The sequence below is a fragment of the Rhodanobacter sp. FW104-R8 genome, from assembly GCF_001617365.1.
Lineage (GTDB): Bacteria > Pseudomonadota > Gammaproteobacteria > Xanthomonadales > Rhodanobacteraceae > Rhodanobacter.
This window is the reverse complement of sequence record NZ_LVJR01000023.1, coordinates 74,626-90,593: the sequence shown is the minus strand read 5'-3', so window position 1 is coordinate 90,593 and position 15,968 is coordinate 74,626. Positions and strand designations below refer to the sequence as shown.

General features: G+C 66.7%; 12 protein-coding genes and 1 tRNA gene. All 13 read left to right on the top strand.

Going from position 1 to position 15,968, the window contains the following annotated elements:
- Nucleotides 1-18: 18 nt before the first annotated feature.
- The 13 genes from RHOFW104R8_RS06890 (at nt 19) to gyrA (ending at nt 15,967) form a co-directional block, all read left to right on the top strand.
- Nucleotides 19-95, top strand: a tRNA-Met gene (locus RHOFW104R8_RS06890).
- Nucleotides 96-292: 197 nt separating this feature from the next.
- The gene (gene rimP, locus RHOFW104R8_RS06885) at nt 293-835 is read left to right on the top strand and encodes a ribosome maturation factor RimP (protein WP_068091036.1); all 543 of its coding nucleotides are present in this window, start codon (nt 293-295) and stop codon (nt 833-835) included.
- A gap of 173 nt (nt 836-1,008) precedes the next feature.
- On the top strand, nt 1,009-2,514 hold the full coding sequence (nusA, locus tag RHOFW104R8_RS06880) for a transcription termination factor NusA (RefSeq protein WP_068091034.1): 1,506 nt from the start codon (nt 1,009-1,011) through the stop codon (nt 2,512-2,514).
- Between the two features lie 130 nt (nt 2,515-2,644).
- Nucleotides 2,645-5,452: a translation initiation factor IF-2 gene (infB, locus tag RHOFW104R8_RS06875; protein WP_068091032.1), complete on the top strand. Its 2,808-nt coding sequence runs from the start codon at nt 2,645-2,647 to the stop codon at nt 5,450-5,452.
- 94 nt (nt 5,453-5,546) lie between these two features.
- On the top strand, nt 5,547-5,930 hold the full coding sequence (rbfA, locus tag RHOFW104R8_RS06870) for a 30S ribosome-binding factor RbfA (RefSeq protein ID WP_068091030.1): 384 nt from the start codon (nt 5,547-5,549) through the stop codon (nt 5,928-5,930).
- 28 nt (nt 5,931-5,958) lie between these two features.
- A complete protein-coding gene (truB, locus tag RHOFW104R8_RS06865; protein ID WP_068091137.1) occupies nt 5,959-6,885 on the top strand; it encodes a tRNA pseudouridine(55) synthase TruB in 927 nt (308 codons plus the stop codon).
- Between the two features lie 166 nt (nt 6,886-7,051).
- Nucleotides 7,052-7,321, top strand: coding sequence for a 30S ribosomal protein S15 (rpsO, locus tag RHOFW104R8_RS06860; RefSeq protein ID WP_007513234.1), 270 nt, complete (start codon nt 7,052-7,054; stop codon nt 7,319-7,321).
- 142 nt (nt 7,322-7,463) lie between these two features.
- Nucleotides 7,464-9,569, top strand: coding sequence for a polyribonucleotide nucleotidyltransferase (gene pnp / locus RHOFW104R8_RS06855; RefSeq protein WP_068091028.1), 2,106 nt, complete (start codon nt 7,464-7,466; stop codon nt 9,567-9,569).
- A gap of 123 nt (nt 9,570-9,692) precedes the next feature.
- Nucleotides 9,693-10,667, top strand: a complete 975-nt coding sequence (locus RHOFW104R8_RS06850; protein ID WP_068091026.1) for a poly(R)-hydroxyalkanoic acid synthase subunit PhaE — start codon at nt 9,693-9,695, stop codon at nt 10,665-10,667.
- An 11-nt stretch (nt 10,668-10,678) separates the two neighbouring features.
- On the top strand, nt 10,679-11,746 hold the full coding sequence (locus RHOFW104R8_RS06845) for a class III poly(R)-hydroxyalkanoic acid synthase subunit PhaC (protein WP_068091024.1): 1,068 nt from the start codon (nt 10,679-10,681) through the stop codon (nt 11,744-11,746).
- Between the two features lie 52 nt (nt 11,747-11,798).
- Nucleotides 11,799-12,815, top strand: coding sequence for an S-methyl-5-thioribose-1-phosphate isomerase (gene mtnA / locus RHOFW104R8_RS06840; protein WP_068091022.1), 1,017 nt, complete (start codon nt 11,799-11,801; stop codon nt 12,813-12,815).
- Nucleotides 12,812-13,225 carry a GtrA family protein gene (locus tag RHOFW104R8_RS06835; RefSeq protein WP_235605135.1) on the top strand — a complete coding sequence of 138 codons (414 nt, stop codon included), beginning with the start codon at nt 12,812-12,814 and terminating at the stop codon, nt 13,223-13,225. Before mtnA ends, RHOFW104R8_RS06835 begins: the two co-directional genes overlap by 4 nt.
- 138 nt (nt 13,226-13,363) lie before the next feature.
- Nucleotides 13,364-15,967, top strand: a complete 2,604-nt coding sequence (gene gyrA / locus RHOFW104R8_RS06830; RefSeq protein ID WP_068091017.1) for a DNA gyrase subunit A — start codon at nt 13,364-13,366, stop codon at nt 15,965-15,967.
- Nucleotide 15,968 lies beyond the last annotated feature (1 nt).

Here is a 15,968-nt window from a genome sequence, read left to right as displayed (position 1 = left end):
AAACTCTTCAGACTCTGATGCGGGGTGGAGCAGTCTGGCAGCTCGTCGGGCTCATAACCCGAAGGTCGCAGGTTCGAATCCTGCCCCCGCTACCAGATCTTTCTTGATGCAAGAAAGCCTCCTCGTGAGGCTTTTTTGTTGGGCGCAGGGATGCGTCGTGCGGGGGCGCCTCGGGTAGCACCCGCACCGGAAAGAGCTGCATGGAGTGGGACATCGGCGAGATAGGGAAATGGGCCGTTGGAGCCCATTTTTTGTTTCTGCGATTCTCACAGGTGATCTGGGAAGGCTACCCATGGATACACAGGCACTGGTGCAACGTTTCAGCGGGGTCCTGGCCGATCTGGGCCTGGAATGCCTCGGCGTGGAGTTCACCCCGTCGCACGGGCAGAGTACCCTGCGCGTTTATCTGGACTTGCTGGACAAGGAAGCGGGCGACGGCGAGCGCCGCGAGGTCGGTATCGAGGATTGTGAGACCGCCAGCCGCGAGTTGTCTGCCCTGCTCGACGTGGAAGACCCGATTCCGGGCCATTACGTGCTGGAGGTTTCCTCGCCGGGCCTGGATCGGCCGCTGTTCACCGCTGCGCAGTTTGCGCGGGCCGGCGGGCAGGAAGTGAAGGTGCTGCTGAGGGCGCCGCTTGAAGGTCGTCGTCGCCTGCGTGGCAAGCTGGTTTCGGTGGAAGGCGGGCGCATCGTGCTGGAAGCCGAAGGCAAGACGTTCGAATTCGACCACGCGCTGGTGGAAAGTGCGCGCGTGGTGCCGGACTGGGTGGCGCTCGGTTATGCGCCGCAGCCCAAGCCCGGCGGCAAGGCGCCCGGCAAGAAGCGGGCTGGCTGAATTGAATGGTGCGGCCATGGAAGGTCGCTTACTGATCTTCGCGCTCATGGACGAACGCAGAGAAACCGAATTGAACAGTGCGGCCAAGGAGGGCCGCCTCTTGATCCTCGCGTTCAGGGATGAACGCAAAAGTTACCGATCGGACGCCGCAGGGCGTTTATGGAGCTGCTGCAATGAGCAAAGAACTTTTGCTGGTCGTCGACGCGGTCGCCAATGAAAAGGGCGTGCCGGAGGAAGTGATTTTCGAAGCCATGGAGGCCGCGCTGGCCTCGGCCGCGAAAAAGCGCTATCCGGACGAGGAGCCGGACATCCGCGTGTCGATCGACCACAACACCGGCGAGTACGAGACGTTTCGACGTTGGGAAATCATCGCCGACGACGGCGAGATGGAGTCGCCGTCGTATCAGCTGCGCCTGATGGACGCGCTGGACGAGCGCGCCGACGCCATGGTGGGCGAGTATATCGAGCAGCAGATCGAGAACGCCGAGTTCGGCCGCATCGCGGCGCAGGCTGCCAAGCAGGTGATCGTGCAGCGCGTGCGCGAGGCCGAGCGCCAGCAGGTGGTCGACGCGTTCGCCGACCGCGTGGGGGAGCTGGTCACCGGCATCGTCAAGCGCGTGGAGCGCGGCAACATCTACCTCGACCTGGGCGGCAACGCCGAGGCGTTCATCCCGCGCGACAAGACGATTCCGCGCGAGTCGGTGCGCGTGGGCGATCGCGTGCGCGGCTACCTGTACGAGGTGCGCTCCGAGGCCCGTGGCCCGCAGCTGTTCGTGTCGCGCGCCGCGCCGGAGTTCATGATCGAGCTGTTCAAGCTGGAAGTGCCCGAGGTCGGCCAGGGCCTGGTCGAGATCAAGGGCTGCGCGCGCGACCCGGGCGACCGCGCCAAGATCGCCGTGCTGGCGCATGACACGCGCACCGATCCGATCGGCGCCTGCATCGGCATGCGCGGTTCACGCGTGCAGGCGGTGTCCAACGACCTCAACGGCGAGCGCGTGGACATCATCCTGTGGCACGAGAACCAGGCCCAGTACGTCATCAACGCGATGGCGCCGGCCGAGGTGCAGTCCATCATCATGGACGAGGAAAAGCACTCGATGGACATCGCGGTGGCCGAGGACAAGCTCTCGCAGGCCATCGGCCGCGGCGGCCAGAACGTGCGCCTGGCCAGCAAGCTCACCGGCTGGCAGCTCAACGTGATGACCCAGGACCAGGTCACCGCCAAGAGCGAGGCCGAACAGGAGGCCGCGAAGGCGCTGTTCATGGAGAAGCTCGAAGTGGACCAGGAAATTGCCGTGATCCTCGTGCAGGAAGGCTTTTCCAGCATCGAGGAAATCGCCTACGTGCCCAGCGCCGAACTGCTGGCGGTGGAGGGCTTCGACGAGGACATCGTCGAGGAACTGCGCGCCCGCGCCCGCGATGCGCTGCTGACCGAGGCACTGGCGGTGGAGGAGGGCGTCGACGAACATCAGCCTTCCGACGAGCTGCTTGCGCTGGAAGGGATGGACGAGGCGACGGCCTACGCGCTGGCCGCGCGCGAGGTGACCACGGTCGACGACCTGGCCGACCTGGCGGTGGACGACATGATCGATATCGAGGGCATGGACGAGGAACGCGCCGCAGCGCTGATCATGGCCGCGCGTGCGCCGATGATCGCGCGGCTGGAGAAGGGCGGCTAACCGCAGGCGGCGGCGCCCCGGACGGGCGTGCCGAGAAAGGCCATGAGGGGCCTTTCACCATGGATGGGGGTGGCGGTGCAGATGGTGCCGCACAGATGATAAGCGCGGGAACGGCGGAGCAAAGAACACGATGTCGGACGTCACGATCAAACAACTCGCCCAGGTGCTGGGCATGCCGGTCGACAGGCTGCTGACGCAGCTTGGCGAGGCGGGCATGAAATTCTCCGACCAGGAGCAGGTCATCAGCAGCACCGAGAAGGTGAAGCTGCTGGGCTTCCTGCGCCGCACGCACGGCAAGGGCGGAGTCGCCGCGGAGGTCGAGGACAGCGCGCCGCGCCAGATCACCCTCAAGCGGCGGACGGTCGGCGAATTGAAGGTGGCCACGCCGGGCGGCCGCGGCGCCACCGGCGCAGCCAAGACGGTCAACGTCGAGGTGCGCGCCAAGCGGACCTACGTCAAGCGCAGCGTGATCGCCGAGGAAGCCAGCGTCGAGCCCGAGCGCGAGGAGGCCGTGCGCAAACTGCAGGAATCGCAGCAGCAGCGCGAGCAGGAAGAACGCGAGCGGATCGAGGCCGAGCATCGCCGCCAGGTCGAAGCGCAGCAGCGCGCCCTGGACGAAGAGCGGCAGCAGGAGGAAAAGGCGCGGATCGAGGTCGAGGCAGCCGGTACCGCCGAGCCGGATACGACCGAGCCCGTCGCGGCGGCAGTGGAGACGCCGGCTGCCGAGGCGGCGCCGGCAAGCGCGGGTGGCGAGGCGGACGCATCGGTCCAGCGGATCGACCAGCGCGAGCTGGGCATGATCCTTCCGCGCATCCATGAACCGCGCAAGCGCGAGAAGCTGGTCAAGCCGGTCGCGGCGCCTGCCGCTGCGGCCGCTCCGGCCGTGCGTCCCGCCGCGGGTGACGGGACCGCGGCTGCCGCGGCCGAAGGCGGTCGCGGCAAGTCCAAGCATCCACGCGAACGCAACGACATTGCCGGGGACAAGGAAGGGCGCGAGAGCGCCAGCAAGCGTTTCGCCGGCGGCCAGATGCATCTCAGCGAGGCCGACCGCGCCCGCCGTTCTTCCAGCGGCAAGCGCGGCAAGGCGGCCCGCGGCGGCGGCCGCGAGCTTTCGCCGCGTGGCGGCGGCAGCGCACCGACCGGCTCGCACGGCTTCTCGCGGCCGACCGCACCGGTGGTGCGCGAGGTGGTCGTGAGCGATACCAACATCGTCGCCGAGCTGGCCCAGAAGATGGCGGTCAAGGGCTCCGAGGTGGTCAAGGCGCTGTTCAAGATGGGCGTGATGGCGACCATCAACCAGACCATCGACCACGACACTGCCGTACTGGTGGTCGAGGAACTCGGCCACACGCCGGTGGCCGACAACCAGAACAACGCCGAGGAGACGCTGGCGGCGCATACCCAGAACATCGAACTGGAGGGCGAAAAGGTCACGCGGCCGCCGGTAGTGACGATCATGGGCCACGTCGACCACGGCAAGACCTCGCTGCTCGATTACATCCGCCGCACCAAGGTTGCTTCCGGCGAAGCCGGCGGCATCACCCAGCACATCGGCGCCTATCACGTGGAGACTTCCAGGGGCGTCATCACGTTCCTGGATACCCCCGGCCATGCCGCCTTCACCTCGATGCGCGCCCGCGGCGCGCAGTCGACCGACATCGTGGTGCTGGTGGTGGCCGCCGACGACGGCGTGATGCCGCAGACGGTGGAAGCGGTGAAGCATGCGCGCGCCGCCAAGGTGCCGCTGATCGTCGCGGTCAACAAGATGGACAAGGACGGCGCCAACCCGGACAACGTCAAGCAGGGCCTGGTGCAGCACGAAGTCGTGCCGGAAGACTGGGGCGGCGACGTGCAGTTCATACCGGTATCGGCCAAGACCGGCGCGGGTGTCGAGGATCTGCTCGATGCGATCTCGGTGCAGGCCGAAGTGATGGAGCTGAAGGCCGTGGCCGATGGCCGCGCTTCCGGCGTGGTGATCGAATCCAGCCTGGATCGTGGTCGCGGCCCCGTCGCGACGGTACTGGTGCAGCAAGGCACGCTGCGCAAGGGCGATTTCGTGGTCTGCGGTGTCGAATACGGCCGCATGCGCGCGCTGATCGATGAAACCGGCAAGCAGGTGGCCGAAGCCGGCCCGTCGATCCCGGTGCAGGTGCTCGGCCTGTCCGGCGTGCCGGAAACCGGCGACGATTTCGTCGCTGTCGAGGACGAGCGGCTGGCCCGCGAGGTCGCCGAGGAGCGCCAACTCAAGCGGCGCGAGACGCGGATGGTCAGCAAGAGCAACCGGCTCGAGGACATCATCGCCAAGATGGGCCAGGGCGTGGAGCAGCAGACGCTCAACATCCTGGTCAAGGGCGACGTGCAGGGCTCGGTCGAGGCTTTGCGCGAGTCGCTGACCCAGATCGGCAACGACCGGGTCAGGGTCAACGTGGTGGCTTCCGGCGTCGGTGGCATCACCGAGTCCGACGCCACTTTGGCGGCTGCTTCGAAGGCGCTGGTGATCGGCTTCAACGTGCGTGCCGATGCTTCGGCGCGCAAGGTGATCGAGACGAACGCTGTGGATGTGCGCTACTTCTCGATCATCTACGACGTGATCGATCAGGTGACCCAGGCGGCCACCGGCCTGCTCGGCATGGAAGTGCGCGAGGACATCATCGGCACCGCCGAGGTGCGCGACGTGTTCCGCAGCTCGAAGTTCGGCGCCGTGGCCGGCTGCATGGTCACCGAGGGCGTGGTCAAGCGCAGCAAGCCGATCCGCGTGCTGCGCGACCACGTGGTGATCTTCGAGGGTGAGCTGGAATCGCTGCGCCGCTTCAAGGACCTGGTCGACGAGGTGCGCGCCGGCATGGAATGCGGCATTGCCGTGAAGCAGTACAACGACGTCAAGCCGGGCGACCAGATCGAGTGCTTCGAACGCACCGAAGTGGCGCGTACGCTCTAAAGCAGAAACGAGTGGGCAGGAGTGAGAAATGAGAGAAGCGCAAACGCGCTCTCTCGTTTCTCACTCCTCATCACTCACTACTCAGGTTTTTTTCATGCCCTCCCGCGATTTCAAACGTACCGACCGCATTGGTGCCGAACTGCGCCGCGAGCTGGGCTTGCTGGTGCATGCGGCCGTGCGCGACCACGGCTTGCCGTCGACCAGCGTGTGCGACGTGGAAATTACCCGTGACCTGGACTGGGCCACGGTGTGGGTGACCACCATGCTTCCCGAGCAGGGGTTGCCGGCGGTGAAGGCGCTCAACGAGATGAGCCACGAGATCCGCCACGCGCTGGCGCACAGCGGCATGCGCATGCGGCGGGTGCCGGAGCTGAAATTCAAGTACGACGATTCGGTCGACAAAGGCGAGCGCATCGAGTCGCTGCTGCGTCAGCAGGCGCGGGACCTGGCGCCGCCGGACGGCGGCAAGCAGGGTTGAACCGCAGCCATTGGGCACCGCCGAGCCGATGAGCCGTCCGCCGCGCATCCAGTTCCGTGATCTGCACGGCATCGTGCTGCTCGACAAGCCGCTGGGCCTGAGCTCCAACCAGGCGCTGCAGGCCGTGCGCCGGCTGCTGCGCGCGTCCAAGGGCGGCCATACCGGCGCGCTCGATCCGCTGGCCACCGGCCTGCTGCCGCTGTGCTTCGGCGAGGCGACCAAGCTGGCCGGCAGCCTGCTGGGGGCACGCAAGGCCTATCTGGCCGAGTGCCGGCTCGGCCTCACCACGGATACGGCCGACAGCGAGGGCGAGCTCGTTCAGCAACGCCCGCTGCCGCCGCTCGATGCTGCCGCGATCGAGGCGGCGCTGGCCAGATTGCGCGGCCGCATCCTGCAGGTGCCGCCGATGTACTCCGCGCTGAAGCGGGGCGGCGAACGGCTGTATGCCAAGGCGCGGCGCGGCGAAACCGTCGAGGTGGCGCCGCGTGAAGTGGATGTGTACCGGCTGGAGTTGCTGGCGCGCACCGATGACACGCTGCAGTTGCTGGTGGAGTGCGGTTCGGGCACCTACGTCCGTTCGCTGGCGGTGGACCTGGGCGAGGATCTGGGCTGCGGCGCCCACCTGACCGCGCTGCGCCGGATCTGGGTCGAACCGTTCCGCGAGCCGCGGATGGTGACCCTGGCGCAGCTGGAGCAGGCGGCGGAGCAGGGCGACGAGGCCTTGCTGGCATGGCTGCTGCCGGTCTCGGCCGGCCTGTCCGATTTGCCGGTATTGCGGCTCGATGAGACGCAGAGCATGGCGATCTCGCGCGGCCAGCAGATTACCCTGTCGGGCCTGCCGGAAGCCGGGCGCTGCGTGGCGTACGCCAGCGATGGCGCGTTGCTGGCGTTGTTGGAACCCGACGCCGAGGGGCGTGCCCGCATCCTGCGCGGCTTCAACCTTCCGCCGGATTGACGAATTCGCAAGGTTTGCCCGCGTCGCACTTGTTGTAACACCGCTCCCATCAGTAGAATAGACAAGTTATTTCAACGCTTTCATTCAACTAGGCGAAGCTTGCGCTTGCGTCATCGCGATGACGCAAGCGCAAGCTTCGCATCGCCTTCCAAGGAAACGCATATCCATGTCCCTTACCGCAGAACAGACCGGCAAGATCATTGCTGATTTCGGCCGCGTGCCGAACGACACCGGTTCGACCGAAGTCCAGGTGGCGCTGCTGTCCGCCCGCATCGACCATCTCACCGGCCACTTCAAGGAACACAAGCAGGACCATCACTCCCGCCGTGGCCTGCTGAAGCTGGTCAACCAGCGCAAGCGCCTGCTCAGCTATCTGAAGGATCGCGATCTTGCGCGCTATCAGACCCTGATCGAACGCCTCGGCCTGCGTCGGTGATCCCTGCGTTCGTCCACGAACGCGAGAATCAAGGAGCGGCCACCCGTGGCCGCACTAATTCAGCCATTGCGTTCGTCATTGAACGCGAAGATCAAGAGGTGGCCATCCATGGCCGCACTCTTCAAAAAGGCAGGAAATCAACGTGGCAAAAGTAACCAAGTCATTCCAGTACGGTAACCACCAAGTCACACTGGAGACGGGCGAAATTGCCCGCCAGGCGTCTGGTGCGGTGATGGTCAGCATGGGGGGTACGGTGGTGCTGGTCACCGCCGTGGCCGCCGCCAAGCAGAAGGAAGGCCAGGATTTCTTCCCGCTCACCGTCGACTACGTGGAGAAGTTCTACTCCGCCGGCCGCATTCCCGGCGGCTTCTTCAAGCGCGAAGGCCGCCCGACCGAGAAGGAGACGCTGACCTCGCGCCTGATCGACCGCCCGGTGCGCCCGCTGTTCCCCGACGATTTCAAGAACGAAGTGCAGGTGATCGCCCAGGTCGTTTCGCTCGACCCGGAGATCGACGGCGACATCCCCGCGCTGCTCGGTGCCTCCGCCGCGCTGAGCCTGGCCGGGATCCCCTTCAAGGGCCCGATCGGCGCTGCCCGTGTCGGCTACGCGAACGGCCAGTACCTGTTGAATCCGTCGGCCACCGAGCTGAAGACCTCCCAGCTGGACCTGGTCGTCGCAGGCACCGCCGGCGCCGTGCTGATGGTGGAATCCGAAGCCCATCTGCTGTCCGAGGACGTGATGCTCGGCGCGGTGATGTTCGGCCACCGGCAGATGCAGGCCGCGATCCGCGCGATCGCCGAGCTGGCCACCGAGGCCAGCCGCCCGTCGCTGGACTGGCAGGCGCCGGCCCGCAACGAGTCGCTGGTCGCCGCGCTCAAGGGCGCCGTAGGCAACAAGCTGGCCGAAGCGTTCCAGGTGCGCGACAAGCTGCAGCGCCGCGACGCGATCGCCGCGATCAAGGCTGACGTGCTGGAGTCGCTGAAGGCGCAGGCCGAAGCGAATGCCTGGTCGTCCGGCGAGCTGGCCAAGGAATTCGGCGAGCTCGAATACCACACCCTGCGCGACAGCGTGCTGAAGACCAAGGTGCGCATCGACGGCCGCCAGCTGGATGACGTGCGTGCGATCACCGCCCGCGTCGGCGTGCTGCCGCGCACCCACGGCTCGGCGCTGTTCACCCGCGGCGAGACGCAGGCCCTGGTCGTCGTCACCCTGGGTACCACGCGCGACGCGCAGATCATCGACGCGCCCGTCGGCGAGTCGAAGGATCCGTTCCTGTTCCACTACAACTTCCCGCCGTTCTCGGTGGGCGAGGCCGGCCGCTTCGGTGCGCCGAAGCGCCGCGAGATCGGCCATGGCCGCCTCGCCAAGCGTGGCGTGCAGGCGGTCAAGCCGACGATCGAGGAGTTCCCGTACGTGCTGCGGGTGGTCTCGGAGATCACCGAGTCCAACGGCTCCTCGTCGATGGCCTCGGTGTGCGGCTCCTCGCTGGCGATGATGGATGCCGGCGTGCCGCTGAAGGCACCGGTGGCCGGCATTGCGATGGGCCTGGTCAAGGAAGGCGAGGACTTCGTCGTGCTGTCCGACATCCTGGGCGACGAGGACCACCTCGGCGACATGGATTTCAAGGTGGCCGGCAGTGCCGAAGGCATCTCCGCGCTGCAGATGGACATCAAGATCGACGGCATCACCGAGGAGATCATGAAGGTGGCGCTGGCCCAGGCCAAGCGCGGCCGCCTGCACATCCTCGGCGAGATGAACAAGGCGATCAGCACCGCCCGTGCGGAAATGAGCGAGTACGCCCCGCGCCTGATCACCATCAAGATCCATCCGGACAAGATCCGCGAAGTGATCGGCAAGGGCGGCGCCACCATCCGCTCGATCACCGAGGAGACCGGCACCACGATCGACATCAGCGACGACGGCACCATCATCGTCGGCTCGGTCAACCGCGAGGCGGGCGAAGCGGCGCGCAAGCGCATCGAGCAGATCGTTTCCGACGTCGAGCCGGGCCGCATCTACGAAGGCAAGGTCGCCAAGCTGATGGATTTCGGCGCGTTCGTCACGATCATGCCGGGCAAGGACGGTCTGGTGCACGTGTCGCAGATTTCCGACGAGCGCGTGGAGAAGGTCTCCGACAAGCTGAAGGAAGGCGACATCGTCAAGGTCAAGGTGCTCGAAGTGGACAAGCAGGGCCGCATCCGCCTGTCGATGAAGGCGGTGACCGAAGAAGAGCGCGCCGGCGTCTGAGTTTCCGGACAAGGCGATTCCACGAGGCCCGGCCCATGCCGGGCCTCGTGCGTTTTGGCGCCGATGATTTTGTGCAACGGGCTTTTGCTAGGATGCCGTGGAACCTTGCGCGAGGATGCACCGATGACCGACCCGGCCAATGATTTCATCAGGGACTACCAGGCGCTGGCGCAGCAGTCGTGGGATGCCTGGGCGCGCCAGTTCCAGCCGCAGCCCGCGGCGAATCCGTTCGCCCCGCCGCCGGCACCGGTTGCCGGCAACGACATGCTGGAGCGTACGCTGGCCGGCCTGAAGGGGTACTTCGACTGGATGCAGGCGGCCGCTGCCGGCGGCACCGCCCCGCAGCCGGGCAGCGACTGGCGCCAGCAGCTGCAGCAGATGTTCGGCAGTGCCAGCCAGCCGTTCGCGCAGGCGTTCGGCGGCATCGACAGCGCCGGCGCGGAAGGCTTCGCGCGGCAGTGGCAATCGTGGATGCAGGCAGCCCAGCACAGCGGTTTCGGCGACCTGCCGGGTGCGCACGGGCCGACCCCGGCGTTCGGCCTCAACCGCGAGCAGCAGATGCAGCAGCAGGCCCTGACCGCCGCGTTGCTGGAAGCGATGCAGGCTTCCGCCCGGTACCAGGAGCTGATCCAGCGCGCCAACACGCAGGGCATGCAACGCCTGCAGGACCGACTGGCCCGGCATGCCGAGCCGGGCCGCCAGATCGATTCGCTGAAGGGGCTGTACGACCTCTGGGTGGACGCCTCGGAAGAAGCCTATGCCGAGATCGCGCTGTCCGACGAGTTCCGCGAAGCCTACGGCGAGATGGTCAATGCGCAGATGCGCGTGCGCAAACTGCAGCAACAGCAGACCGAGCAGCTCTGCCAGCAGCTCGGCGTGCCGACGCGCAGCGAAGTGTCCAGCCTCGGCGAACGATTGCAGGCCATGCGCCGCGAGCTGGCGGCGCTGAAGCGCCAGCTCGCCGAGAATCGGGCAGCGGTACCCGCAGTGAGCAAGGCCGCGCCGGCCAGGCCCGCGGTGGCGGCGAAGAAGGCGCCGGCCAAAGCGGCGCGCAAGCCGGCCGCTGCGTCCGGCCACAGCCAGCGCCAGCACCAGTAAGGAGACCCGCGATGCAAACGCCATTGCGCATCGACCCGGCCAGGATGCTGGCCGACATCGCCACGTTCCAGCGCAAGCTCGCCGCCGGCATGGGCCACTTGCGCGACATGCGCGAGCCCGAGTACGCGAACACCCCGCGCGAGCTGGTCTACAGCGAGGACAAGCTGAAGGTATGGCACTTCACCGGCCACGGCAGGGCGACCGCGAAGACTCCGCTGCTGATCGTCTACGCGCTGGTCAACACGGTGTGGATGACCGACCTGCAGGCCGACCGCTCGATGGTGCGCAACCTGCTGGCGCAAGGCGAGGACGTCTACCTGATCGATTGGGGCTATCCCGACGGCGCCGATCGCTGGCTGACACTGGACGACTACCTCAACGGCTACCTCGACCGCTGCGTGGATGCGGTGCGCGAGCGCCACGGGCTGGAGGCGATCAACCTGCTCGGCATCTGCCAGGGCGGCGCGTTCTCGCTGTGCTACACCGCGCTGCACCCGGGCAAGGTGAAGAACCTGGTCACGATGGTCACCCCGGTGGATTTCCACACGCCGGACAACATGCTGTCGAGCTGGTGCCGCAACATGGACGTGGACCTGTTCGTCGACGCCATGGGCAACATCCCGGCCGGGCTGATGAACTACGTCTACCTCACGCTCAAGCCGTTGCGGCTGAACCAGCAGAAATACATCGGCCTGGTCGACATCCTCGACAACCCGGTCGAACTGGAGAACTTCCTGCGCATGGAACGCTGGATCTTCGACTCGCCCGACCAGGCCGGCGAAGCGTTCCGCCAGTTCATCAAGGATTTCTACCAGGGCAACAAGCTGGTCAAGGGCACGCTGGAGATCGGCGGCCAGACAGTCGATCTGGGCATGATCACCCAGCCGGTGCTGAACATTTTCGCCGAGCAGGATCACCTGGTGCCGCCGGACGCGTCGCGCGCGCTGGGCAAGCACGTCGGCAGCACCGACTACACCCAGCTGGCGTTCAAGGGCGGCCACATCGGCATCTACGTGTCGGGCCGCGCACAGCGCGAGGTGCCGCCGGCGATCCACCAGTGGCTGCGCCAGCGCGACTGAACCGTCCTCGCCTGCCGTGTGAAATACGCACGCGGCAGGCGATAATGGACGGATGACCGCATCCACCGACACCCACGATTCCATCCGCGCCGTGCAGTGGCAGGGCGATCACCTGCGCCTGCTCGACCAGCGCCTGCTGCCCGGCGAGGAACGCTGGATCGACTGCCGTGACGCGGCGCAGGTCACCCAGGCGATCCGCGACCTGGCCGTGCGCGGCGCCCCGGCGATCGGCATTGCCGCCGCGTGGGGCGTGGCGATGGCGGCGCAGCAGGGCGTGCCGCTGGAGCCGGTACTGGCCACGCTGCGCGCCGCGCGTCCCACCGCGGTGAACCTGATGTGGGCGCTGGACCGGATGAAGCGGCGCATCGCGGCCGGCGCCGATGAGGGCGCGCTGCTGCGCGAGGCGCAGGCGATCCAGGACGAGGACCTGGCGGCGAACCGGCGGATGGGCGAGCTGGGTGCCGGCCTGATTTCATCCGGTTCGGGCGTGCTGACCCATTGCAACACCGGCTCGCTGGCCACTGCCGGCTATGGCACCGCGCTGGGCGTGATCCGCGCCGGCGTGGCGGCGGCGCGGATCGCGCGGGTCTACGCCGGCGAAACCCGGCCGTGGCAGCAAGGCGCGCGGCTGACCATGTGGGAGCTGGTGCGCGACGGCATCCCGGCCCGGCTGATCGCCGATTCCGCCGCCGCGCACCTGATGAAATCCGGCGCGGTGCAGTGGGTGATCGTGGGCGCCGACCGGATCGCCGCGAACGGCGATACCGCGAACAAGATTGGCACCTACCAGCTGGCGATCGCTGCGAAGTACCACGGCGTGAAATTCATGGTGGTGGCGCCATCCTCCACCGTCGACATGGCCACCGGCAGCGGCGAGGAAATCGAGATCGAGCTGCGTGACCCCGCCGAGTTGCTCAACGCCGCCGGCCGCCGCGTCGTGGTCGAGGGCGCGCAGGCCTGGAACCCGGTGTTCGACGTGACGCCGGCGGAGCTGATCGACGCCATCGTGACCGAGCGCGGCGTGATCGAGCGGCCGAACAGCCTGGCGATGCAGGCCATGTTCGGATGATGAAACTCTCGCGCGAGGTCGCGCTGTTCGCCGTCGGCGGCGTGCTGGGATTGCTGGTCGACGCCGGGATCGTGCAGGCACTGGTCGGCTGGGCGGGCTGGAATCCCTATCTTGCCCGCGTGCTGTCGTTCCTGGTCGCAGCAACGGTCACCTGGTGGTGGAACCGCCGCTACACCTTTGCCGCACGCAGCAGTGAGCGCGCGGCACATGCCGAATGGCTGCACTGGCTGGGGCTGATGAGCCTTGGCGCGGTGGTCAATTACGGGGTTTACGCCCTGCTGCTGGCGGGCTTCCCGCTGCTGCAGCGCTGGCCGGCACCGGCCACCGCGGCCGGTTCCGCCGTGGCCGCACTGATCAATTTTTCGACAGCGCGCGGGATGCTTTTCAAGTCCACCAGGACGTTATCCTAAGTCATTGATTTATATTGACTAAATACTGCCGTTTTGACGTCGTTCGTGCTATACTCCACAGGTTGATTTCGGGTCGCTTGCGCATGCGCTTGAGGCGCGGTGCCAGCGTCCTTTTTTCGTTATCAGGGAAGCCGATTCATGGCAGAACTCGCCAAAGAAGTGATTCGCGTCAACATCGAAGACGAGATGCGCCAGAGCTATCTCGATTACGCCATGAGCGTGATCGTGGGCCGCGCCCTCCCGGATGTCCGTGACGGTCTGAAACCCGTGCATCGCCGCGTGCTGTTCGCGATGAACGAACTCGGCAACGTGTGGAACAAGCCGTACAAGAAGTCGGCCCGCGTGGTCGGTGACGTGATCGGTAAATACCATCCGCACGGCGACCAGTCGGTGTACGACGCCATCGTGCGCATGGCGCAGCCGTTCTCGCTGCGTTACCTGATGGTCGACGGCCAGGGCAACTTCGGTTCGGTCGACGGCGACAGCGCTGCCGCGATGCGATACACCGAGGTGCGCATGTCGCGGCTCACCCACGAGCTGCTGGCCGACATCGACAAGGAAACCGTCGACTTCGGCCCGAACTACGACGAGAGCGAGCAGGAGCCGCTGGTGCTGCCCACCCGCGTGCCGAACCTGCTGGTGAACGGCTCGGCCGGCATCGCGGTGGGCATGGCCACCAACATCCCGCCGCACAACCTCAACGAGGTGATCGCGGCGACCATCGCGCTGATCGACGAGCCTTCACTCTCGATCGACGACCTGATGCACTACATCCCGGGGCCGGATTTCCCGACCTGGGGCATCATCAACGGCTCCTCCGGCATCGTCGAGGCATACCGCACCGGCCGCGGCCGCATCCTGGTACGCGCCAAGGCGGAGATCGAGACCGAGCCGAACGGCCGCGAGACGATCATTGTCCACGAGCTGCCGTACCAGGTGAACAAGGCGCGGCTGATCGAGAAGATCGCCGAGCTGGTCAAGGAAAAGAAGCTCGAGGGCATCAGCGAGCTGCGCGACGAGTCCGACAAGGACGGCATGCGCGTCGTCATCGAGATCCGCAAGGACGCGATGGGCGACGTGGTGCTGAACAACCTGTTCCAGCAGACCCAGCTGCAGGTGACGTTCGGCATCAACATGGTGGCGCTGCTGGACGGCCAGCCGAAGCTGCTGAACCTGAAGGACATCCTCGAGGCGTTCATCCGCCATCGGCGCGAGGTGGTCACCCGCCGCACCATCTTCGAACTGCGCAAGGCGCGAGCCCGTGCGCACATCCTCGAAGGCCTCACTGTCGCGCTGGCCAACATCGACGAAATGATCGAGCTGATCAAGACCTCGGCCTCGCCGGCCGAGGCGCGCGAGCGCATGCTGGCGCGCAAGTGGCAACCGGGCATGGTCGGCGCGCTGCTCTCCGCTGCCGGCGCCGGCGCCTCGCGCCCGGAGGACATGGACCCGCGCGACGGCCTCAAGGCCGACGGCTACCAGTTGTCCGACGTGCAGGCGCAGGAAATCCTGGCGATGCGCCTGCACCGCCTGACCGGGCTGGAGCAGGAGAAGCTTTCCGACGAGTACCGGCAGATCCTGGAAACCATCCGCGGCCTGATCGAGATCCTGGAAAACCCGAACCGCCTGCTCGAGGTGATCCGCGAGGAACTGGAGGTGATCAAGGCCGAGTTCGGCGACGCCCGCCGCACCGAGATCCAGCATTCGCAGGAGGACCTCAATGTTCTCGACCTGATCGCGCCGGAAGACGTCGTGGTCACGTTGTCGCATACCGGCTACGTCAAGCGCCAGCCGGCCAGCACGTACCGTGCGCAGAAGCGTGGCGGCAAGGGTCGTTCGGCGTCGGCGCTGAAGGACGAGGATTTCGTCGAGCAGCTGTGGGTGGTCAACACGCACGACACCCTGCTCACCTTCACCAGCACCGGCCGCGTCTACTGGCTCAAGGTCTACCAGATGCCGGACGCCGGCCCCGGCGCGCGCGGCAAGCCGATCATCAACCTGCTGCCGCTGGCCGCCGGCGAGAAGGTGCAGGCGGTGCTGCCGGTGCGCGAATACACCGACGACCGCTACGTGTTCTTCGCGACGAAGCACGGCACGGTCAAGAAGACCCCGCTAACCGAGTTCGCCTACCAGCTGCAGAAGGGCAAGCAGGCGATCAAGCTCGACGAGGGCGACGCGCTGGTCAACGTGGAACTCACCGACGGCAACAGCGACATCCTGCTGTTCGCTTCCAACGGCAAGGTCAACCGTTTCGACGAGGACACCGTGCGCTCGATGGGCCGCACCGCCACCGGCGTGCGTGGCATGCGGCTGGCCGAAGGCGCGCAAGTCGTTTCGCTGATCGTGGCTGCCGAAGGTGACATCCTCACCGCCACCGAACGCGGCTACGGCAAGCGTACCCAGCTCGACGAGTTCCCGAAGAAGGGCCGCGGCACCCAGGGCGTGATCGGCATCCAGTGCTCCGAGCGCAATGGCGCACTGGTGGCCGCGGTGCAGGTCACCGCGGCGCACGAGCTGATGCTGATCTCCAACCAGGGCACCCTGGTGCGTACCCGCGTGGCGGAAGTCTCTCAGCTCGGCCGCAACACCCAGGGCGTCACCCTGATCCGCCTGCCCGCCGACGAGACCCTGGTCAGCGTGGTGCGGCTGGAAGCGGACGAGGACAACGGCGAGGAGGCCGAATCCGCCGATATGCCGGGACCGGCCGATGACGGCGGCTCCCCGGCACAGGCCGGCGAGTAAG

Excerpts from the sequence above, each read along its gene's own strand:
- rimP (WP_068091036.1), top strand. The coding sequence starts at position 293 with ATGGATACACAGGCACTGGTGCAACGTTTCAGCGGGGTCCTGGCCGAT.
- nusA (WP_068091034.1), top strand. The coding sequence starts at position 1,009 with ATGAGCAAAGAACTTTTGCTGGTCGTCGACGCGGTCGCCAATGAAAAG.
- infB (WP_068091032.1), top strand. The coding sequence starts at position 2,645 with ATGTCGGACGTCACGATCAAACAACTCGCCCAGGTGCTGGGCATGCCG.
- rbfA (WP_068091030.1), top strand. The coding sequence starts at position 5,547 with ATGCCCTCCCGCGATTTCAAACGTACCGACCGCATTGGTGCCGAACTG.
- truB (WP_068091137.1), top strand. The coding sequence starts at position 5,959 with ATGAGCCGTCCGCCGCGCATCCAGTTCCGTGATCTGCACGGCATCGTG.
- rpsO (WP_007513234.1), top strand. The coding sequence starts at position 7,052 with ATGTCCCTTACCGCAGAACAGACCGGCAAGATCATTGCTGATTTCGGC.
- RHOFW104R8_RS06850 (WP_068091026.1), top strand. The coding sequence starts at position 9,693 with ATGACCGACCCGGCCAATGATTTCATCAGGGACTACCAGGCGCTGGCG.
- RHOFW104R8_RS06845 (WP_068091024.1), top strand. The coding sequence starts at position 10,679 with ATGCAAACGCCATTGCGCATCGACCCGGCCAGGATGCTGGCCGACATC.
- mtnA (WP_068091022.1), top strand. The coding sequence starts at position 11,799 with ATGACCGCATCCACCGACACCCACGATTCCATCCGCGCCGTGCAGTGG.
- RHOFW104R8_RS06835 (WP_235605135.1), top strand. The coding sequence starts at position 12,812 with ATGATGAAACTCTCGCGCGAGGTCGCGCTGTTCGCCGTCGGCGGCGTG.
- gyrA (WP_068091017.1), top strand. The coding sequence starts at position 13,364 with ATGGCAGAACTCGCCAAAGAAGTGATTCGCGTCAACATCGAAGACGAG.